The organism is Streptomyces sp. NBC_00683, from assembly GCF_036226745.1.
Lineage (GTDB): Bacteria > Actinomycetota > Actinomycetes > Streptomycetales > Streptomycetaceae > Streptomyces.
The window spans coordinates 4,026,334-4,044,368 of the sequence record NZ_CP109013.1 but is presented as its reverse complement, the minus strand read 5'-3'; the positions used below and the strand labels follow the sequence as shown (position 1 = coordinate 4,044,368).

At 71.0% G+C, this 18,035-nt stretch carries 23 protein-coding genes; 15 read left to right on the top strand and 8 right to left on the bottom strand.

Annotated features, from left to right (window positions below):
- Nucleotides 1–2 precede the first annotated feature (2 nt).
- From OG257_RS18130 to OG257_RS18105, 6 genes are all read right to left on the bottom strand, one after another.
- Complete coding sequence (locus OG257_RS18130; protein ID WP_329208758.1) at nt 3–1,430, bottom strand: sensor histidine kinase; 1,428 nt, start codon at nt 1,428–1,430, stop codon at nt 3–5.
- Nucleotides 1,427–2,158, bottom strand: coding sequence for a response regulator transcription factor (locus OG257_RS18125; RefSeq protein ID WP_329208757.1), 732 nt, complete (start codon nt 2,156–2,158; stop codon nt 1,427–1,429). The genes OG257_RS18130 and OG257_RS18125 overlap by 4 nt, the downstream gene beginning before the upstream one ends.
- A gap of 49 nt (nt 2,159–2,207) precedes the next feature.
- A complete protein-coding gene (locus OG257_RS18120; RefSeq protein WP_329208756.1) occupies nt 2,208–2,399 on the bottom strand; it encodes a hypothetical protein in 192 nt (63 codons plus the stop codon).
- 14 nt (nt 2,400–2,413) lie between these two features.
- Nucleotides 2,414–3,493, bottom strand: a complete 1,080-nt coding sequence (locus OG257_RS18115; RefSeq protein WP_329208755.1) for a S1C family serine protease — start codon at nt 3,491–3,493, stop codon at nt 2,414–2,416.
- 93 nt (nt 3,494–3,586) lie between these two features.
- A complete protein-coding gene (locus OG257_RS18110) occupies nt 3,587–4,630 on the bottom strand; it encodes a LacI family DNA-binding transcriptional regulator (protein ID WP_329208754.1) in 1,044 nt (347 codons plus the stop codon).
- Between the two features lie 24 nt (nt 4,631–4,654).
- Nucleotides 4,655–5,458, bottom strand: coding sequence for a response regulator transcription factor (locus OG257_RS18105; protein ID WP_329208753.1), 804 nt, complete (start codon nt 5,456–5,458; stop codon nt 4,655–4,657).
- A gap of 298 nt (nt 5,459–5,756) precedes the next feature.
- Here OG257_RS18105 and OG257_RS18100 point away from each other — a divergent pair, with 298 nt between their 5' ends.
- From OG257_RS18100 to OG257_RS18070, 8 genes are all read left to right on the top strand, one after another.
- On the top strand, nt 5,757–6,674 hold the full coding sequence (locus tag OG257_RS18100) for an alpha/beta hydrolase (RefSeq protein ID WP_329208752.1): 918 nt from the start codon (nt 5,757–5,759) through the stop codon (nt 6,672–6,674).
- A gap of 41 nt (nt 6,675–6,715) precedes the next feature.
- On the top strand, nt 6,716–6,970 hold the full coding sequence (locus tag OG257_RS18095) for a MoaD/ThiS family protein (protein WP_329208751.1): 255 nt from the start codon (nt 6,716–6,718) through the stop codon (nt 6,968–6,970).
- A gap of 10 nt (nt 6,971–6,980) precedes the next feature.
- The gene (locus OG257_RS18090) at nt 6,981–8,330 is read left to right on the top strand and encodes a hypothetical protein (protein ID WP_329208750.1); all 1,350 of its coding nucleotides are present in this window, start codon (nt 6,981–6,983) and stop codon (nt 8,328–8,330) included.
- A 143-nt stretch (nt 8,331–8,473) separates the two neighbouring features.
- A complete protein-coding gene (locus OG257_RS18085) occupies nt 8,474–9,169 on the top strand; it encodes an LmeA family phospholipid-binding protein (RefSeq protein ID WP_329208749.1) in 696 nt (231 codons plus the stop codon).
- 254 nt (nt 9,170–9,423) lie between these two features.
- The gene (locus OG257_RS37245) at nt 9,424–9,504 is read left to right on the top strand and encodes a putative leader peptide (RefSeq protein WP_350310325.1); all 81 of its coding nucleotides are present in this window, start codon (nt 9,424–9,426) and stop codon (nt 9,502–9,504) included.
- Between the two features lie 151 nt (nt 9,505–9,655).
- Nucleotides 9,656–10,495 (top strand): sulfurtransferase, encoded by an 840-nt coding sequence (locus OG257_RS18080; protein WP_329208748.1) that lies wholly within the window; start codon nt 9,656–9,658, stop codon nt 10,493–10,495.
- Between the two features lie 45 nt (nt 10,496–10,540).
- Nucleotides 10,541–10,828, top strand: coding sequence for a DUF1416 domain-containing protein (locus OG257_RS18075; protein WP_329208747.1), 288 nt, complete (start codon nt 10,541–10,543; stop codon nt 10,826–10,828).
- A 122-nt stretch (nt 10,829–10,950) separates the two neighbouring features.
- On the top strand, nt 10,951–11,211 hold the full coding sequence (locus OG257_RS18070) for a DUF3099 domain-containing protein (protein WP_329208746.1): 261 nt from the start codon (nt 10,951–10,953) through the stop codon (nt 11,209–11,211).
- A gap of 19 nt (nt 11,212–11,230) precedes the next feature.
- Here the strand turns inward: OG257_RS18070 and OG257_RS18065 are convergent, their stop codons facing one another.
- Nucleotides 11,231–11,593 carry a DsrE family protein gene (locus OG257_RS18065; RefSeq protein ID WP_329208745.1) on the bottom strand — a complete coding sequence of 121 codons (363 nt, stop codon included), beginning with the start codon at nt 11,591–11,593 and terminating at the stop codon, nt 11,231–11,233.
- A 214-nt stretch (nt 11,594–11,807) separates the two neighbouring features.
- Between OG257_RS18065 and OG257_RS18060 the strand changes: the two genes are divergently transcribed.
- The 6 genes from OG257_RS18060 (at nt 11,808) to ygfZ (ending at nt 16,739) form a co-directional block, all read left to right on the top strand.
- Entirely contained in the window at nt 11,808–12,590 is a 783-nt protein-coding gene (locus tag OG257_RS18060) for a hypothetical protein (protein WP_329208744.1), read from the top strand.
- Complete coding sequence (locus OG257_RS18055) at nt 12,587–13,423, top strand: hypothetical protein (RefSeq protein WP_329208743.1); 837 nt, start codon at nt 12,587–12,589, stop codon at nt 13,421–13,423. The genes OG257_RS18060 and OG257_RS18055 overlap by 4 nt, the downstream gene beginning before the upstream one ends.
- Entirely contained in the window at nt 13,420–14,361 is a 942-nt protein-coding gene (locus OG257_RS18050) for a hypothetical protein (RefSeq protein WP_329208742.1), read from the top strand. Before OG257_RS18055 ends, OG257_RS18050 begins: the two co-directional genes overlap by 4 nt.
- Before the next feature lie 255 nt (nt 14,362–14,616).
- A complete protein-coding gene (locus OG257_RS18045; protein WP_329208741.1) occupies nt 14,617–15,189 on the top strand; it encodes an FABP family protein in 573 nt (190 codons plus the stop codon).
- A 68-nt stretch (nt 15,190–15,257) separates the two neighbouring features.
- Nucleotides 15,258–15,752: a Fur family transcriptional regulator gene (locus OG257_RS18040; RefSeq protein ID WP_329208740.1), complete on the top strand. Its 495-nt coding sequence runs from the start codon at nt 15,258–15,260 to the stop codon at nt 15,750–15,752.
- 21 nt (nt 15,753–15,773) lie between these two features.
- Nucleotides 15,774–16,739: a CAF17-like 4Fe-4S cluster assembly/insertion protein YgfZ gene (ygfZ, locus tag OG257_RS18035; RefSeq protein ID WP_329208739.1), complete on the top strand. Its 966-nt coding sequence runs from the start codon at nt 15,774–15,776 to the stop codon at nt 16,737–16,739.
- Nucleotides 16,740–16,770: 31 nt separating this feature from the next.
- Here the strand turns inward: ygfZ and dtd are convergent, their stop codons facing one another.
- Nucleotides 16,771–17,220 carry a D-aminoacyl-tRNA deacylase gene (gene dtd / locus OG257_RS18030; protein ID WP_329208738.1) on the bottom strand — a complete coding sequence of 150 codons (450 nt, stop codon included), beginning with the start codon at nt 17,218–17,220 and terminating at the stop codon, nt 16,771–16,773.
- A gap of 115 nt (nt 17,221–17,335) precedes the next feature.
- On the opposite strand from dtd, the gene OG257_RS18025 reads away from it, so the two are divergent.
- Nucleotides 17,336–18,022 (top strand): RsiG family protein, encoded by a 687-nt coding sequence (locus OG257_RS18025; RefSeq protein ID WP_329208737.1) that lies wholly within the window; start codon nt 17,336–17,338, stop codon nt 18,020–18,022.
- The last annotated feature ends 13 nt before the right edge of the window (nt 18,023–18,035 follow it).

Here is an 18,035-nt window from a genome sequence, read left to right as displayed (position 1 = left end):
GCTCACAGTTCCGGCGGCGGCTGCGGTGCGCCCGGCAGACGGATCGAGGCCACCGTGCCCTCGCCGCCGGAAGCCGGGCGCAGGGCGATCTCGCCGCCCGCCTGCTGGACCGTGCGGGCCACGATGGACAGTCCGAGGCCGGAGCCGGGGAGCTGGCGGGCCGAGGGGGAGCGCCAGAAGCGTTCGAAGACGTGCGGGAGTTCCTCGGCCGGAATGCCGGGGCCGTGGTCCCGCACGGTCAGCTCGCCGCGGTGCAGGACGACCTCGATCGTGCCGCCGGACGGGCTGAACTTCACCGCGTTGTCCAGGACGTTGACGACCGCCCGCTCCAGCGCGGCCGGCTCGGCGCGCACGTACCAGGGGGCCAGCTCGGCGGTGATCGTCAGCTCGGGACCGCGCAGCCGGGCGCGTTGCAGGGCGGTACGGGTGATGTCGTGCAGGGCGACCACCTGGAGGGGGCCGGGCTCGGCGGCGTCCGGGCGGGAGAGCTCCTGGAGGTCGCCGATGAGGGCGGCCAGTTCGGTCATCTGTGCCTTCACCGAGGCCATCAGGGCCTTGCGGTCGTCGGGCGGGATGGCCCTGCCGGTCTCGTCGCTGCGGGCGAGCAGCTCGATGTTCGTGCGGAGCGAGGTGAGGGGGGTGCGCAGCTCGTGACCGGCGTCCGCGATGAGCTGGGACTGGCGGTCGCGCGAGGTGGCCAGCGAGCTGGTCATCGAGTTGAAGGAACGGGAGAGGCGGGCGATCTCGTCCTCGCCCTCGACCGGGATCCTGACGGTGAGGTCCTCGGTGCGGGCGACGTGCTCGACGGCGTCGGCGAGCTCGTCGACGGGGCGCAGGCCGGTACGGGCGATCCAGAGCCCGGCCGCGCCGGCGCCGAGGACGCCGATGCCGGAGACGAACAGCAGCATCCAGGCGAGGGTGGAGAGGGGGTCGTCGACCTCGCTCATCGGGCGGGCGACGGAGACCGCGAGGGTGTCGACGGAGGCGGGGCCCGGACCGGTGAGCTGGATCGGCCGCGTGTAGACCCGCAGCTTCTTGCCGTCGGTTCCGGTGACGGTGTGCAGGAGGTCGTCCAGGTCCCCGCCGGCCACCGCGAGGTCCGCGTCGGTCGTGGGGAACGCACCGGTCCGTGACGGGGCGGCGCAGGGTTCGCCGGTGGTCGCGATGATCTGCACGCTGAACGAGCCGGGGGACGGGCGCTGGCCGACCGCCTTGCCCGCGCAGGCGTTGAGCAGGTTCTGGACGTACTCCTTGTCGATCGCGGTCGAGTTCTTCAGTGATTCGTCCAGCTGGTGTTCCAGCTGCTCACGCGTCACGAACCAGCAGGAGGCGGCGACCGCAGCGACCGCCACCGCGACCGCCGTGGCGACCAGCAGGGCCAGCCGGGAGCGGAGCGGCAGCGTGCGGAAGCGGTGGAGCAGGCCGGTCACGCCTCACCGCCGCCGGACCGCAGCGCGTACCCCACGCCCCGCACCGTGTGCACGAGCCGCGGCTCGCCGCCCGCCTCGGTCTTGCGGCGCAGGTACATCACGTACACGTCCAGGGAGTTGGAGCTGGGTTCGAAGTCGAAGCCCCAGACGGCCTTGAGGATCTGCTCACGGGTCAGCACCTGCCGGGGGTGGGCCAGGAACATCTCCAGCAGGGTGAACTCGGTGCGGGTCAGCTCGACCCGGCGAGTGCCCCGGGTGACCTCGCGGGTGTTCAGGTCCATCCGGAGGTCGGCGAAGGCCAGCACGTCGTTGTCGGGTACGGCCCCGCCCGCCGCGGCCGCGTACGAGCTGCGGCGCAGCAGGGCCCGGATGCGGGCGAAGAGCTCGTCCAGCTCGAAGGGCTTCACGAGGTAGTCGTCGGCGCCCGCGTCGAGGCCGGTGACCCGGTCGCCGACGGTGTCGCGGGCGGTGAGCATCAGGATGGGGGTGGTCGTGCCGGTGGCCCGGATGCGCCGGGCGGCGGTGAGGCCGTCCATGCGGGGCATCTGGATGTCCAGGACGATCAGGTCGGGGGCGTACGACTCCGCCTTGGCGAGGGCGTCGTATCCGTCCACGGCGACCTCGGTGCCGTATCCCTCGAAGGCGAGGCTGCGCTGCAGGGCCTCGCGCACGGCGGGCTCGTCGTCGACGATCAGAACGCGCTGCGGATCGTCTTCGGCGGGGCTCATCGCTGCTTCGTCCTCTTCCTTCGCATGACGGTTCCTGTGTGCTGCGCTCTCAGCCTCGCACGGCCGCCGCACGGCGTCGCGCGGCACGGCGCCCGCGGCCGGTGGTGGCGGTGGGGGTGCGGACCTCCGCGGGGCGGGGACCGTCCGCGGTGGGATGCCGGGCGGCCAGTTCGGCTGCCAGGGCGAGGGGGAGGGCCAGGCCGGACGGGCCGGTGGCCGCGGTGTCGGGGTCGGGGTTCACTCGGGACCTCCTCGTCAGGAGCCGTTGCCGGCCCGCAGGGTGTCCAGGTCGGCCTTGACGGTGTCGACCGGGATGGCGAAGCCGAGGCCCACGCTGCCCGCCGCCGAGCCGCCCGAGGCGCTCGCCGAACTGGGGGAGTACATCGCGGAGTTGATGCCGATGATCTCGCCGTTCATGTTGATGAGCGCGCCGCCGGAGTTGCCGGGGTTGAGCGAGGCGTCGGTCTGGATGGCCTTGTACGTGGTCTTGGACGTACCCGTGTCGCCGTTGAACTGCTGTCCGCCGAACTCGAACGGCCAGTTCCCGCCGCCCTGTTGCTGCTGCTGTTCCTGACCGGAACTGTCTTCGTCCTTGGCGACCGTGACGTCGCGGTCCAGTGCCGAGACGATGCCGCTGGTGACCGTGCCGGTGAGGCCTTCGGGCGAGCCGATCGCCACGACCTGGTCGCCGACCTTCACCGCGGAGGAGTCGCCGAGGGAGGCGGTCTTCAGTCCGCTCGCGTCCTGGAGCTTGATGAGCGCCAGGTCCTTGTCGGCGTCCGTGCCGACGACGTCGGCGGTGTACGTCTTGCCGGTGCTGAGGGCCACCTTGATCTCCGAGGCCCCCGCGATCACGTGGTTGTTGGTGATGATCTCGCCGTCCGAGGTGATGACGACGCCGGAGCCGGTGGCGTCACCCGCCGAGGAGCTCGCGCTGATCTCGACGATCGCCGGTGAGACGGCCGCCGCCACGCCGGAGACGGTGCCCGCGCTGCTCTGCGAGACGTTGGTGCCGCTGACGACGCTGCCGGAGCCGGTGCTGTTCGAGCCGCCGTCCGCGAGCTCGCCGATGAGGGTCGCGGTGCCGCCGCCGATCGCCGCCGCGGCGATCGCCACGGCCACGAGGAGGGCGAGGGGCCGCTTGACCCTGCGCGCCGGGGCCGGGGCCGGGTCCGGAGCGGAGGCGGGCTGGGGGGCGGGCCAGGCGTGGGGGCCGGGCTCCGCGGCGTTCTGCTGTGCGGGTTCGTACGCCGGCGGCGGCGGGTAGGCCGCCTCGCCGTTGCCGTACGAGGGGTACATCGGGTACTCGCCGCTCGGGCGGTGGCTGTCGGTCATGTCTACGAGAGTGGTCGGCGAACATGAGAAGGACCTGAGTACGTCCTGAGAAGCCCGGCAGAACCGTGTATGCCCCATATAAGGGACGCGCGGCTACGGCGCCGTGACCGTCGGTTCCCCGCAGCCGCACGAGCGCCGCACCACGAGCGCGGACGGGAACTGCTTCAGACGCTCGCGCCGGGACCCCGAGACCCGGAGCGAGTCGTCGAGGACCAGGTCCACGGCCGCCCGTGCCATCGCGGGACGGTCCGAGAAGACGGTCGTCAGCGGCGGATCCGTCAGGCCCGCCTCCTTCACGTCGTCGAAGCCCGCGACCGCGAGCTCCCCGGGCACATCGATCCGCAGCTCGCGCGCGGCCCGCAGCACACCGATGGCCTGGTCGTCCGTCGAGCAGAAGATCGCCGGCGGCCTGTCCGGGCCCGCGAGCAGCTTCAGGGCCACCTGGTAGGCGTCGTAGCGGTTGTACGGGGCGTGGAAGAGCCGGCCGTCCGTGGACCGCCCCGACTCGTGCATCGCCCGGCGCCAGCCCTCGATGTGGTCGGCGACCGGGTCGCCGACCACCGGGGTCGACTCCATGCCGCCGAGGCACGCCACGTAGGCGTTGCCGTGCTCCAGGAGGTGGCGGGTGGCGAGCTGTGCGCCACCGATGTCGTCCGTGACGACCGCGACGTCGTCGATCGCCTCGGGCCGCTCGTGCAGCAGGACGACGCGGGCGTCCCAGGCCTCTATCTCGGCCGCCGCCCGCTCGCTGGGGCCCTGGCTGACGAGGATCAGCCCGGAGACCCGCATGCCGAGGAAGGCGCGCAGATAGTGGACCTCGCGCTCGTCGCGGTAGTCGGAGTTGCCGACGAGCACCATTTTCCCGCGTTCGGCGGCCGCCTGTTCGACGGCGTGCGCCATCTCCGCGAAGAAGGGCTGGCGCGCGTCCGGCACGATCATGCCTATGAGGTCGGTCCGCCGCGAGGCCATGGCCTGGGCGACCCGGTCGGGCCGGTACCCCAGCTCCTTGATCGCGGCGAGTACCCGCTCGCGCGTGGCCGGGGCAACCGGCCTGGGTCCGTTGTTGATGACGTAGCTGACGACCGCGGTCGACGTCCCCGCCAGTCTCGCCACATCGTCCCGCGTCACCTTGGCCACGCGCGGCAGTCTACGCGGATCGACCTACCGCTTGGCAGGTCGGACCGGGGCTTCTTCCGTGATCCCGGCTTCCATGGACTGCTCCGAACGGGTTACGTCCTCCTCCACCGCCTTCGCCGCCGCCTTGGCCTTGGCCTCCTCGGCGCCCCGTTCGACCTTCTCCGGTGCGACGAAGCGGTAGCCGACGTTGCGGACGGTGCCGATCAGCGACTCGTGCTCGGGGCCGAGCTTGGCGCGCAGCCGCCGAACGTGGACGTCGACCGTTCGCGTACCTCCGAAGTAGTCGTAGCCCCAGACCTCCTGCAGCAGCTGGGCGCGGGTGAAGACCCGGCCGGGGTGCTGCGCGAGGTACTTGAGCAGTTCGAATTCCTTGAAGGTCAGGTCGAGGACCCGGCCCTTGAGCTTGGCGCTGTAGGTCGCCTCGTCGACGGACAGATCGCCGTTGCGGATCTCCATCGGGGAGTCGTCGGCGGTGATCTGCTGGCGGCCGGTGGCCAGCCGCAGCCGGGCCTCGACCTCCGCGGGGCCCGCGGTGTCCAGCAGGACGTCGTCGATGCCCCAGTCGGCGGTGACGGCCGCGAGGCCGCCCTCCGTCACGACGAGGATCAGCGGACAGCCGGGTCCGGTGGACCGCAGCAGCTGGCACAGCGAGCGCACCTGCGGGAGGTCGCGGCGGCCGTCGATGAGGATGACGTCGGCACCAGGGGTGTCGACGAGAGCGGGTCCCTCGGCGGGAGCGACCCGCACGCTGTGCAGCAGAAGGCCGAGGGCGGGGAGCACCTCCGTCGACGGTTGAAGGGCATTCGTCAGAAGCAGCAGTGAACTCATCGCCGCCCACCTGCCTGGGTCGTCGGTCGATCGTGCACGGTTCGCTCGCCCATTACGTCGGTCCTCCTCGTTCCCTGCGAGAGGGGCACTCCCGGGGCGGACCCGGGGGAGTATGCGGCACTCTTCGTACTTCCGTACGGACGTTCACCCTGCGGTGGCCGTCATACGGTTTTTACGGTGCGGCCCCGCACCCGGGGACCGCTGAGCTTGTTGAAACGTCTCCGTAACAACGCGCGGAAAGCACAAAAGGACCCGGGGGCAACTCTGCCCGGATCCTCTTCGCAGCAGAATAGCCCACATGAGTTCTGTGTCCGAGGGTCGATTCACGAGTTCTTTTGTTCCCTCGATCACGCGGACCGCCCGGCGCACCACATTGCTGACCGGTGACGGCGTCCGTATCGAGGCGGTGTACACCCCGTGTACGCCAGGTTCCGCAGCCGGTGTGGACGGGGGATCCGCCGGTACGGCGATCGTCGTCGCACACGGCTTCACCGGCTCCGTCGACCGGCCGGCCGTGCGGCGCGCCGCCGAGGTGTTCTCCCAGCGTGCGGCCGTGATCACGTTCTCGTTCCGGGGGCACGGGAGGTCCGGCGGACGGTCCACGGTGGGCGACCGCGAGGTGCTGGACCTGGCCGCCGCGGTGGCCTGGGCGAGGTCGCTGGGACACCGGCGGATCGTTACGGTCGGATTCTCGATGGGTGGTTCCGTGGTGCTTCGGCACGCTGCTCTGTATACGGCGCAGGACGTACCGGATCCGGTCGGGACGGATTCCACCGCGGGAGCCGGAAGAGTGGGCCGGCGCGCTGGGGCGCACGCGGGGCGCACAGAAGCGCACACGGACGCGGTGGTCTCCGTCAGCGCTCCCGCCCGCTGGTACTACCGGGGGACGGCTCCGATGCGACGCCTGCACTGGGTGGTCACGCGGCCCGCCGGCCGCATCGTCGGCCGTTACGGCTTCCGCACCCGGATCGACCGCAAGGACTGGGACCCGGTCCCGCTCTCCCCGGTCGAGGCGGTCCCCCTGATCGCACCGGCCCCCCTGCTGATCGTGCACGGCGACCAGGACCCGTACTTCCCGCTCGACCACCCCCGGATGCTGGCCGAAGCCGCACGGGGCACGGCGGAGCTGTGGCTGGAGCGCGGGATGGGGCACGCGGAGAACGCGGCGGACGAGAGCTTGCTCACCCGTATCGCGGACTGGACGGCGTCGGCGTGATTCATGATGGACAGCTGACGCACGAGGAAAGGGGTGTCGCCATGGCAGCGGGGACGATCCGCTACTGGGCCGCGGCCAAGGCCGCCGCAGGAACCGCGGAGGAGCCGTACGCGGCGGCGACGCTCGCCGAGGCGCTCGACGGGGCGCGGGAGCGGCACCCGGGCGAGCTGACGCGGGTACTGCAGAGGTGCTCGTTCCTGATCGACGGAAACCCCGTCGGGACCCGTGGCCATGAGACCGTACGCCTTGCCGAGGGCGGCACGGTCGAGGTGCTCCCGCCGTTCGCAGGAGGGTGAACCGCAGACCATGAGCAACAGCGATCAGCAGTATCCGTACGGGCAGCAGCCGCCCCAGTACGGGCAGCAGCCCCCTCAGTACGGGCAGCAGGCGCCGTACGGCGATCAGGAGCCCTACGACGCCGCCCCCTACGACTCCGCGCCGTACGGCGTCGCTCCGGACGGCTCCGCGTGGCCGGCCGGGCAGGCGCCGCAGCAGCCGGCGGCACCCCAGGAGCCGGTGAACCCGCAGGGCCGTGCGCCCGGGCACACCGACCAGGGTGCGACCCAGACGTGGCAGGGCCAGACGTGGGACACCCAGTACCAGCCGACGATCCGGCCGGAGCAGCAGGCCGCGTACCAGCAGGCACCGCACGCCGCCCCGTACCCGCAGCAGGCGGCGTACCAGCAGGCCGCGCAGCCCGTTCCGCAGCCGGCCCCGCAGACCGGCTCGCATTCCGGCCCGCAGTCCGGCTCGCAGTTCGCCTCGCAGGGCAGCACCTCGGGTTCGTACCCGCTGCCGCCCGAGGTCCCGTTCGTCCCGGAGGCTCCGGCCGGCCCGGCGGGGGCACCCGTGCAGGGCGGCTCCGGCTACAGCGCGCCCACGACGCTGGGCAACAGCCGGATCACCGACGCGCAGCGGGCCCGCGCCGAGGGTCGTTCGCCGATCATCGCGCCCGGGATGCAGCCCGCCGCGATCACGGCGGGCCTCGGCCTCCTGATCGCCCTCGGCGCCGCGATCGGGCCGTACGCCCTGCTCGTACCGCTGGTCCTGCTCCAGGCCGTGACAGCGGCCGGATGGTTCCGGCTCAACGGCATGTGGCCCGCCCGGCAGGGCATCGCCCTCGCGTTCGCCGGTGGGTTCGTCGCGGACGTCGTCCTGCTCGCCGCGGGCCGGGACAACGCCCCGGCGGCCATTCTCGGCACGCTCGGCGTGTGGGTGCTGCTCACCCTCGTACTCCAGCTGCGCAGCCATGCCGGGGCCGACGAGCGGATGTACGGCCTGACCGCCACCGTCGCCTCGGCCGCGCTCGCCGTCCTGGCCGCCGGTCACCTCGCGGCGGCCCCGGACGCGGTGACGGTGGGCGGGATCGCGGTCGCGGTGGCCGTGCTCGTCAGGGCCCTTCCGCTGCCGGGTCCGGCCTCGGTCGTCGTCGCGCTGCTCGTCGCGGCGGGCGCCGGAGCCGCTGTCGGCGGGCTCACCGGTATCGGCACGCAGGGCGCGTTCCTCGGGCTCGCGGCCGGAGGCTGTGCGCTGATCGGTCTGCGGGTGGCGAGCTACGACTACCCGTCAAGGTTCGTGCACATGACGGCCGGAGTGGCGCTGCCGCTCACCGCCGCGGCTCCCGCCGTCTACCTGATCGGCCGTGCGATCGCCTGATGCCGCCCATGGCACCCGCCCTGTTTCCGATCGGGGGGAACCGGCCGGGCCGCTTGCTCGTCGATCACTCCGGGCGCGCCGCGCAGCGGCAGTAGGCTCACGGGCACGAGGGTCCGGCCGGTCGGAGTGGGGGAGCAACAGGCATGCGCGCACTGCGAATACTGCTGATCATGGCTGTGGTATTTGGCGGCATATTCGTCGCCCTGGACAGGGCGGCGGTGTACTTCGCGGAGTCCGAGGCCGCGGACAGGGTCTCGTTCGGCGGTGCGGAGACCGGTTCGACCGAGGTCGACATCAAGGGCTTCCCCTTCCTGACCCAGATCGCCGGATCCGAGCTCGACCAGGTCGACGTCAAGGTCAGCGGCGTACGGACCAGCGCGGGCGGCCGTTCGATACGGATCAGTGAGATCCAGGCCCAGCTGCACCAGGTGAAGCTGGGCGCCGGCTACACCAGCGCGACGGCCTCCCGGGCGACCGGGACGGCCGTCGTCTCGTACGAGGACCTCACCAAGGCGGCGGACAACGGGGTCACCGTCGCGTACGGCGGCAACGGCAAGGTGAAGGTCTCCGGATCGGTCGAGATCCCGCTGCTGGGCCGTTCGGTCTCGCGCAGCGTGCTGTCCACCGTCACCCTGGTCGACGGCGACACCGTCAAGGTTCACGCGGACGAGGTACCGGGTGAGGGCATCCCCGGTCTGGAGGGGCTGGTCCGCAAGAAGACCGACTTCCAGCGTGAGATCGGCGGTCTGCCGGCCGGGCTGAAGCTGGAGAAGATCGAAGTGGCCGAGGACGGCCTGAGGATCTCGGTGACGGGCTCGGACATCGAACTCGCCGGGTGACGGCTCCACCGGGAGCAGCGGCGGATAGCCCCGGGCGGGACGGGGTAGGGGGGGACCGCGAGGGCGCGCGTGACGGGCCGATCCAGATACTGAGACGCCCCCGTCCGACCCGTAGATGACTGTGCGGCCCGAACCGTCGGTGGACCCGCCAGGCGCGCCTCCGATCGGTACCTCGTCTCGCATCGCGGACGATCGTGTCTCATCATCCGACACGACGGTGACATCTCCGCCCGTACCTCCCTACGATCGGACACATGAAGCGACAGGCGGACCTCACGAAGCGGCGGGCAGTAGACCTGTGCCGCGTCGCCGCCATGCTCTGTCGCACTTTCTGAGCGGGACGTCCTCCCGCTTCGCCCGGCCCTTCGACGATGTCAGGGCCGAACCCGTGCCTCCCCGTACGCGTCCGCTCCCAGCACCTGCGCGTACACCTCGCACTTCGCACACCGCATCACCCCGCCGCAGACTGCCCCGGAGGAGAAACACATGAGCCGCGCAGACGTTCTGGTCGACGCCGACTGGGTCGAGGCCCACATCGACGACCAGCAGGTAGCCATCGTCGAGGTCGACGAGGACACCTCGGCGTACGAGAAGAACCACATCAGGAACGCGATCCGGATCGACTGGACGAAGGACCTCCAGGACCCGGTCCGCCGTGACTTCGTGGACCAGGCCGGCTTCGAGAAGCTGCTGTCCGAGAAGGGCATCGGGAACGACACCCTCGTCGTCCTCTACGGCGGCAACAACAACTGGTTCGCCTCGTACGCGTACTGGTACTTCAAGCTGTACGGCCACGAGAACGTCAAGCTGCTCGACGGCGGCCGCAAGAAGTGGGAGCTCGACTCCCGCGACCTGACCGACGCCGTCCCGACGCGCCCGGCCACCCAGTACAAGGCCAAGGCCCAGGACGAGTCGATCCGCGCCTACCGCGACGACGTCGTGAAGGCCATCGGCAGCCTGAACCTGGTCGACGTGCGGTCGCCCGACGAGTTCAGCGGCAAGCTGCTCGCCCCGGCGCACCTCCCGCAGGAGCAGTCGCAGCGCCCCGGCCACGTGCCGAGCGCCCGCAACATCCCGTGGTCGAAGAACGCCAACGACGACGGCACGTTCCGTTCGGACGACGAGCTCAAGGCGCTCTACGAGGACGAGCAGGTGGACCTGTCCAAGGACACCATCGCCTACTGCCGCATCGGTGAGCGCTCCGCGCTCACCTGGTTCGTGCTGCACGAGCTGCTCGGCCAGGAGAACGTCAAGAACTACGACGGTTCGTGGACCGAGTACGGCTCCCTCGTCGGTGTGCCGATCGAGCTCGGCGCCAACAAGTAAGTCCGCAGGACCTGATCAGCACCCCGACCAGAAGGACAGAACACCATGTGTGGAGCACAGGCCGGCGGCCCCGACGCTTCGACGATCAAGCCGGGCGAGACGACCATCCAGGGCAGCGTGACCCGTGACGGCCAGCCCGTCACCGGCTACGTCCGACTGCTGGACTCGACCGGTGAGTTCACCGCCGAGGTTCCGACCTCGGCGACCGGACAGTTCCGCTTCTACGCGGCCGAGGGCACGTGGACGCTCCGCGCCCTGGTCCCGGGCGGCACCGCCGACCGCACGGTCGTGGCGCAGACGGGTGGCCTCGCCGAGGTCGCCATCGCCGTGTAGTTTCCGCGCACGACCGGCCGGAGGGCCGCACCCCAGGGGGTTGGACGCCACCTGAGCAGGGGTGCGGCCCTTCGCGCCGTCCGGGCCCCGCCGGACGGCCGGATCCGTTCTACGCTGGAGGCATGTACGCCCGACGCCGTCGCGCCTACTTCCTGCTGATGGGCGGATGCCTCGTCCTCTTCGTCTCCGCCTGGGCCTTCGTGCGCCTCTGGTCCGTCCCCGCGGCGGTGGCCATGTGCGTGGTCGCCATGGTCATCCCGCCCGTCGCGGCCATGGTCGCCAACCGGCGGGGGCCGGACGACCGTTGGTGGGACGACCCCTCCGGCGACCCCAAGTCGGACGAGTGGTGGGACGAGCTCGACGACAAGAAGCACCGCCGGTAGAGCAACTCCCGCACCAGGGTCAGTAGACGAGGGCCTGCGTGCCGTCCGCCATGGCCTCCTGCACGAACACCTGGGCGCCCGCGATGCGCACGCCCTCCAGGACGTCCTTCTCCGTGATGTCGCGCCGTGCCGCGCACTGCGTGCAGAGCGTGATCCGGCCGCCGGCCAGGATCGAGTCGACCAGATCGGGCAGCGGCGCGGCGTGCGGCAGTTCGAACTCGGCGGCACGGCCCGGCAGTGCGAACCAGGCGGATTCGCCGGTCAGCCAGAGCGAGACCTCGACCCCACTGGCGACGGCCACGGCCGCCACGGTGAAGGCCTGCGAGCAGCGCTCGGGGGAATCCGCCCCGGCAGTCACCTTGATCACGAGCTTCTTCGACATGTACCGAACTGTAATCGTCGGTCGGGCAACCTCCCCCGGGACCTGTGGGTCAGTTGTGTGCGCAGGTAATGGAACCCGCGCTTCAGGTCTCTTTGGGGGGACCCTTTTGGAACCGAACGACACCATTCCTGCAGTGCCTGCCGAACCGGCAGCGCCGGCAGGACCCGCCGAACCGGCTGAGCCCGCAGCACCCGCAGCGCCCGCCGGAACCGCCGTGTCCGCAGTGCCCGCCGAACCTGCTGAGCCGTCCGCCCCATCCGTACGCGTGCGCCCGCGCGGGCGCACGACCCTGCTGATCGCCGCGGCAGCGCTGCTCGGCATCGCGGGCGGCACGGCTGTCGGCTACGGCGTCCAGGCCGAGCGGCCCCCGACGGCGCTGCCCGCGCTGTCGCAGGCGGAGCTGGCCTACCCGGCGAAGTCGCTGCCCGCGGACAAGGTCCCGGCACCCCTGCCGGCCTCTCAGGACCGCCAGGTGCGGACGGGCGGCGATCTGCGCAAGCTGGTCATGAAGCGGCCGGCCGGCTGGAGCGACAGCAAGGACACGGACTGGCTGAACGACGGCTGGGTGAGCGTGGACAGTTACGCGCGGATCTTCAAGGAGGAGGACTCCCAGCTCGAGTACCTCCTGGAGTCCGACGTCCGCCGGATCGCGGGCGCCGCCTGGAAGAAGGGCGCGCACCGCGAGGCCAACGTGCGGCTCGTCCAGTTCCGGTCCGGGGCGATCGCCGAGGCGTCGTCGTACGCCGACGGCCAGCGCTCGTACATGGCCTCGAAGGAGCGCGGCGCCGGCAACGAAGGCGATCCGGTCAAGGGCAGCGCCAGCGGCCGCTACTACCTGTACGGCGTCCACCGGGAGCCCGGCTACATGCCGCTCTACAGGGCCAGGGCCGTCATGCACCGCGGCGACATCATGGTCGAGATCAACGTCTTCGACACCGAGCCGATCAGCAAGAAGGACATCCGGACGCTGGCCGAGCGACAGCTGGAGCTCCTGTGAACGACGTCATTCCGCCCGCCGCCGACGCAACCGCAGACGCGACAGCCGAGGCGCCCGACGCGTCTCCGCTCCAGGACGCCCCGGCACGTCCGGGCAAGGTCCGCCGGATCCTCCTCACCGCGCTTCCCGCCGTCCTGGTGATCGGTGCCGTCGGCGGTGCGGCCGCGTACACGGCGATCACGGTCGACGGCGCGGACCGGTCCGTCGAGACGACCGTCTGGGACATGGCCGATCACGGGCCGCTCAAGGACCCGGCAGCCGGCACCGACCGGGGCCGGGCCGACACGGAGCTCGGCAAGCTGATGCTGCCCGTTCCCGCCGGCTACCGGCTCGGACCCGATGTCGAGGATCTCGGCAACGACGGCGAGGTCAGCGGCAAGGAGGCCGCCGCCGCGATGAAGCAGTCCAACCGCGGGCTCGCGGGCAAGCAGCGCCGGGAGTTCGACAAGCGGGTGGACAAGCTCCGCGTGCAGGGCTTCGCCGCCCGTTCGTACGTGTCGGAGTCCAACGACCTGGTCGTGACCACCCAGATCATGCGGATGAAGGACAAGAAGGCCGTCCGGGATCTCTACACCTTCAAGCGGGAGCTCTTCGACGCCCTCGGCATCTTCCGCGACGGGCCGAAGATCACGGGCCAGACGCGCAAGGCCACGTGCTTCCTGACGCCCAAGGACAGCAAGGACAAGCTCGAGAACATGGTCTGCATGGCGTACGACGGTGAGCTGGGCATCAGCGTCTCGGCGGCCGGCATCAAGCCCTTCGACAAGGCCGCTGTCGCCGAACTGCTGAAGGACCAGCTGGAGCACATCACGTCCCCGGGGGAGTACGTATGACCGAGAAGACGGCGGAACCGATCGACGAGGCCGCCCCCGCCAAGGACCTCCCCCCGCTGCCCCCGCCTCCGGTGCCGCAGGACCCGCCCTCGCAGGACCTCCCGCAGCAGGCGCCTCAGCAGGACCCGCCGCAGCAGGACCACCAGGACCCGCAGCAGGACCTCCCGCAGGTCCCGCCCCGGCCGCCGCGCCGGGTGCTGCGGGCCGTCGCCCGGTGGACCGCCGCCGTGCTGGTCCTCGGGGGTCTCGGCGCCGGCACGGCCGCGGGCATCACGTCGATGAAGCGCACCGACGTACCCGGACTGGCCACCGAGGACGACGGGCGCTGGGACTACCCCCGGCTGACCCTGCCCGCCCTCCCGGCCGACGCGCTCCGCCCGTTCAGTGACGCCAACACCGCGGAGGTCCACCACGCCGACCTGCGGCGCCTCCTCCTGCCGGCCCCGGCCGGTGCGAAGGTGGACAAGAAGGCCGACGGCTGGGTCACCACCGCGCAGTACGTCTCCGAGTACCCGAAGGACGACCGGGCGGAGATCACCCAGCGGCTGACCGACTCCGCCCTGCGGCACATCGCGGCCCGCAGCTGGACCATGCCGGACGGCACGTCGTCCCGGGTCTATCTGCTCCAGTTCAACTCGGTGGCGTACTCCACCGAGTTCCAGGACGAGCTCTTCGGGGACGAGTCGTACCCGCAGCCGCTCGCCGGGCTCACCGAGGCCGCCACCGACGACGAATGGCCGGGCACGGGCGGCGTGGAGTACACCACGCCCCGCGTGTACACCGAGGCGAAGCCGTACGGCGCGGAGCAGGTCCGCCACGCGTACGTGCTGGCCGGGGACACCGTCGCCCTCGTCGTCCACACCCGGAAGGGCGCGGCGGGCACGGAAACGGTTCCGTTCCACCAGACCGTCGTCCTGCAGAACCAGCTGCTGGGCTGACCGCGCCCGGGGGAAACCCCGGACCGCCGTGCCGGGCCCCCACCCATTAGGCTGGGGGCCCGGTCCTGTACCGCCGTCACGTCGTTAGTCCCGAGGAGCTCCCCGTGCTTGAGGCATTCTTCTCCGCCCTGCTGATCCTGGTCTGCGTCGGCGTGCTCGCCTTCTCCGTAGTGACCGTGAAGAAGCTGTACCAGGGCCAGCGCTGACCCTCGCCGAACACCTGCCCGTACACCTCACAGATCGACTGAGCCGCTCATGATCGAGATTCCGTCCGACCTCCACCCGGACCTCGTGCCGCTGGCCTTCCTCCTCGGCAACTGGGCGGGTGCGGGCGTCTCCGACTTCCCCGGCGCCGAGAAGTGCAACTTCGGCCAGGAAGTCACCTTCAGCCACGACGGCCGGGACTTCCTCGAGTACGTCTCGCACTCCTGGGTGCTGGACGCCGAGGGCAAGCAGGTCAAGCCGCTGGAGACCGAGTCCGGCTACTGGCGCATCGACAAGGACCGCAAGGTCGAGATCGTCATGGTCCGCGACCAGGGCATCGTCGAGATCTGGTACGGCGAGCTGGCCAAGCAGAAGCCGCAGATCGACGTGGTCACCGACGCGGTGGCCCGCACCGCGGCCTCCGGCCCGTACAGCGGTGGCAAGCGGCTCTACGGCTATGTGAACAGCGACCTGATGTGGGTCGGCGAGAAGGCCACCCCCGATGTGGAGCTGCGGCCGTACATGTCGGCGCACCTGAAGAAGGTCGTCACTCCGGAGGAGGTCGCCGAGATGGCGAGGGGCCTCGGGGACCTGCCTGACGACGGCATCGCCTTCTTCAAGTAGGAGCTGACCGGCTTCCCGGCTTTCCGGCACAGACGTGCCGGTGTCCGGCCCCGCCCTACACTGGGCCTGTGGTGAGCACCGACTGGAAGACCGATCTTCGGCAGCGTGGCTACCGGCTGACGCCGCAGCGTCAGCTTGTCCTGGAGGCGGTCGACCGGCTGGAGCACGCGACGCCCGACGACATCCTCTGCGAGGTGCGCAGGACCGCGTCGGGCGTGAACATCTCCACCGTCTACCGGACCCTGGAGCTCCTGGAGGAGCTCGGGCTGGTCAGCCACGCGCATCTGGGGCACGGGGCTCCGACGTACCACCTGGCCGACCGCCACCACCACATCCACCTGGTCTGCCGGGACTGTACGAACGTCATCGAGGCCGATGTAGACGTGGTCGCCGACTTCACCGCGAAGCTCCGCGGCGCGTTCGGCTTCGAGACCGACATGAAGCACTTCGCGATCTTCGGCCGCTGCGCGGACTGTGCGGCGAAGGCGGCGGACGCCGCGGAAGAGGCGGACGCCGGCCCCGAGGGGGCCGCTCCGGCAGAGGCGCCCCGTAGCGAGCCGTAGCCCGAGTCGTACGCTGGTCGCATGAAGAGCCCCTTGCTGTCCCTGCCCGGCGCCGTCCCCGCCGAAGGGCGCGACGAAGGCGTCGCCGCGCACTACGGCGACCTGTTCCGCGAGCAACGCGCGCTTGCCGACGGCCGCGGCCTCGTCGACCTCTCGCACCGGGGTGTCGTCACGGTCACCGGCGGCGACCGCCTGACCTGGCTGCACCTGCTGCTCACCCAGCACGTCAGTGACCTGGCGCCGAACCAGGCGACCGAGGCGCTGATCCTCTCCGCCAACGGGCACATCGAGCACGCCCTCTACCTCGTCGACGACGGCACGACGGTGTGGATGCACGTCGAGCCGGAGACGCAGGGCGAGCTGATCGCCTATCTGGAGTCGATGAAGTTCTTCTACCGGGTCGAGGTCGCCGACCGCACCGAGGACTTCGCCGTCGTCCATCTCCCGGCCGGGTCCATCGCCGAGGTCCCGGACGGTGTCGCCGTACGGGAGACGCCGCACGGCCGTGACCTCTTCCTGCCGCGCGCCGACCTGGAGACGTACGCCGCCGGGCACGGTCCCGCCGTCGGCATCCTGGCGTACGAGGCGCTGCGCATCGAGTCGCACCGTCCGCGCCTCGGCTTCGAGACCGACCACCGGACCATCCCGCACGAGCTGGGCTGGATCGGCACCGCCGTGCATCTGCAGAAGGGCTGCTACCGGGGGCAGGAGACGGTCGCCCGTGTCCACAACCTGGGGAAGCCGCCGCGCCGGCTGGTCTTCCTGCACCTGGACGGCAGCGAGGTGTTCCTGCCCGGCCACGGAACGCCGGTCCGGCTGGCCGCCGACGGGGAGGACGGCCGTCAGCTCGGCTTCATCACCACGTCGGCCCGCCACCACGAGCTGGGCCCGATCGCCCTGGCGCTGGTGAAGCGGAACGTGGCCGTGGACGCGGAACTGATCGCGGGTGACACCGCGGCGGCCCAGGAGACGGTCGTCGAGCCGTAGACCTCCTACGCGCGGCTGTCCACCCGCGCTGCTACACGTCGATCAGTACGGTGAACGGGCCGTGGTTCGTGAGCGAGACACGCATGTCCGCCCCGAAGCGGCCCGTCTCCACCTGTGCGCCCAGTGCGCGCAACTGCGCCACCACCTCGTCCACCAGCGGTTCGGCGACCTCGCCGGGGGCGGCGGCGTTCCAGGTGGGCCTGCGGCCCTTCCTGGCGTCCCCGTAGAGAGTGAACTGCGAAATGACCAAAAGTGGTGCATTCACGTCCGAGCAGGACTTCTCGCCCTCCAGGATCCGCAGGGTCCAGAGCTTGCGGGCAAGCTGCGCCGCCTTCTCCGCGGTGTCCCCGTGAGTGACCCCCACCAGCACACACAGTCCCTCACCGACGATCTCGCCGACGGTTCCCGCCCCCGACGGATCGTCGGAGGTGCCCGCGACGGCGACGCTCGCGCCGTCCACTCTCTGTATCACTGCACGCATACAGACCAACCTATCTTGGGCTGAACGGGTACAGAGCACCTGCGTGAGCACCGTGCGTAGTGGCACGATGCACGATGTCGGTGTGCCGACGCACCGGTCGAGGGGACGGAACATCATGACCACACATGGAACCGGGCCATCACCCGGAGTCGTACCGGTGACACGTACTCCCGGTACCGTGCGCCCGCCCGTACAGCGGACCGGCGCCTCGCCCGCACAGGGCCCGTTGTCCGCGCAGCTGCCCACGACACTGGCCGGACCCCTGTCCGTACCGGGACAGACGGGGAACGGCGGGGCCGGGGAAGGACTCGCCTCCGTGCGTCCGCAGCCCGAGTTCCGCGGACTGAGGCTGCCGGAACTGCGCACGCTCCGCCGTGACGCGCAACGCGACGAGGCGGACCTGAGTTACGTACGCCGTCTGGTCCAGGGCCGGATCGACATCCTGCGTGCCGAGCTCGCCGGCCGCTCCGGGCCGGAGTCGCCGGTGGTGGACCGGCTCTCGGAGATCCTCGCCGACACCCCGTCCGTCCACCGCTCCTCGGCGCGGCACGTCACCCTCACCACGCCGCGCAGCGACGAGTACCGGCAGCTGGCCGCGGACACGCTCGCCGAGGTCGAACTGTCCGACCTCGACGCCCGGACGGACGAAGAGCTGCTCACCGCGATGGGACGGCTCGTCCGCTACGAACAGCAGGTCTCCCGGCGCCGGCACCGGCTCCAGCGCACCGTGGACGATTGCAGCGCGGAGATCGCCCGCAGGTACCGTGACGGAGAAGCACAAGTAGACGATCTGCTCGCCTGAAGCGACCCTTCCG

Bases quoted from the DNA above. Each gene is read 5' to 3' on its own strand.
- OG257_RS18125 (WP_329208757.1), bottom strand. From the start codon at position 2,158: ATGAGCCCCGCCGAAGACGATCCGCAGCGCGTTCTGATCGTCGACGAC.
- OG257_RS18115 (WP_329208755.1), bottom strand. From the start codon at position 3,493: ATGACCGACAGCCACCGCCCGAGCGGCGAGTACCCGATGTACCCCTCG.
- OG257_RS18105 (WP_329208753.1), bottom strand. From the start codon at position 5,458: ATGAGTTCACTGCTGCTTCTGACGAATGCCCTTCAACCGTCGACGGAG.
- OG257_RS18100 (WP_329208752.1), top strand. From the start codon at position 5,757: ATGAGTTCTGTGTCCGAGGGTCGATTCACGAGTTCTTTTGTTCCCTCG.
- OG257_RS18095 (WP_329208751.1), top strand. From the start codon at position 6,716: ATGGCAGCGGGGACGATCCGCTACTGGGCCGCGGCCAAGGCCGCCGCA.
- OG257_RS18090 (WP_329208750.1), top strand. From the start codon at position 6,981: ATGAGCAACAGCGATCAGCAGTATCCGTACGGGCAGCAGCCGCCCCAG.
- OG257_RS18085 (WP_329208749.1), top strand. From the start codon at position 8,474: ATGCGCGCACTGCGAATACTGCTGATCATGGCTGTGGTATTTGGCGGC.
- OG257_RS37245 (WP_350310325.1), top strand. From the start codon at position 9,424: ATGAAGCGACAGGCGGACCTCACGAAGCGGCGGGCAGTAGACCTGTGC.
- OG257_RS18080 (WP_329208748.1), top strand. From the start codon at position 9,656: ATGAGCCGCGCAGACGTTCTGGTCGACGCCGACTGGGTCGAGGCCCAC.
- OG257_RS18075 (WP_329208747.1), top strand. From the start codon at position 10,541: ATGTGTGGAGCACAGGCCGGCGGCCCCGACGCTTCGACGATCAAGCCG.
- OG257_RS18070 (WP_329208746.1), top strand. From the start codon at position 10,951: ATGTACGCCCGACGCCGTCGCGCCTACTTCCTGCTGATGGGCGGATGC.
- OG257_RS18065 (WP_329208745.1), bottom strand. From the start codon at position 11,593: ATGTCGAAGAAGCTCGTGATCAAGGTGACTGCCGGGGCGGATTCCCCC.
- OG257_RS18050 (WP_329208742.1), top strand. From the start codon at position 13,420: ATGACCGAGAAGACGGCGGAACCGATCGACGAGGCCGCCCCCGCCAAG.
- OG257_RS18045 (WP_329208741.1), top strand. From the start codon at position 14,617: ATGATCGAGATTCCGTCCGACCTCCACCCGGACCTCGTGCCGCTGGCC.
- ygfZ (WP_329208739.1), top strand. From the start codon at position 15,774: ATGAAGAGCCCCTTGCTGTCCCTGCCCGGCGCCGTCCCCGCCGAAGGG.
- dtd (WP_329208738.1), bottom strand. From the start codon at position 17,220: ATGCGTGCAGTGATACAGAGAGTGGACGGCGCGAGCGTCGCCGTCGCG.
- OG257_RS18025 (WP_329208737.1), top strand. From the start codon at position 17,336: ATGACCACACATGGAACCGGGCCATCACCCGGAGTCGTACCGGTGACA.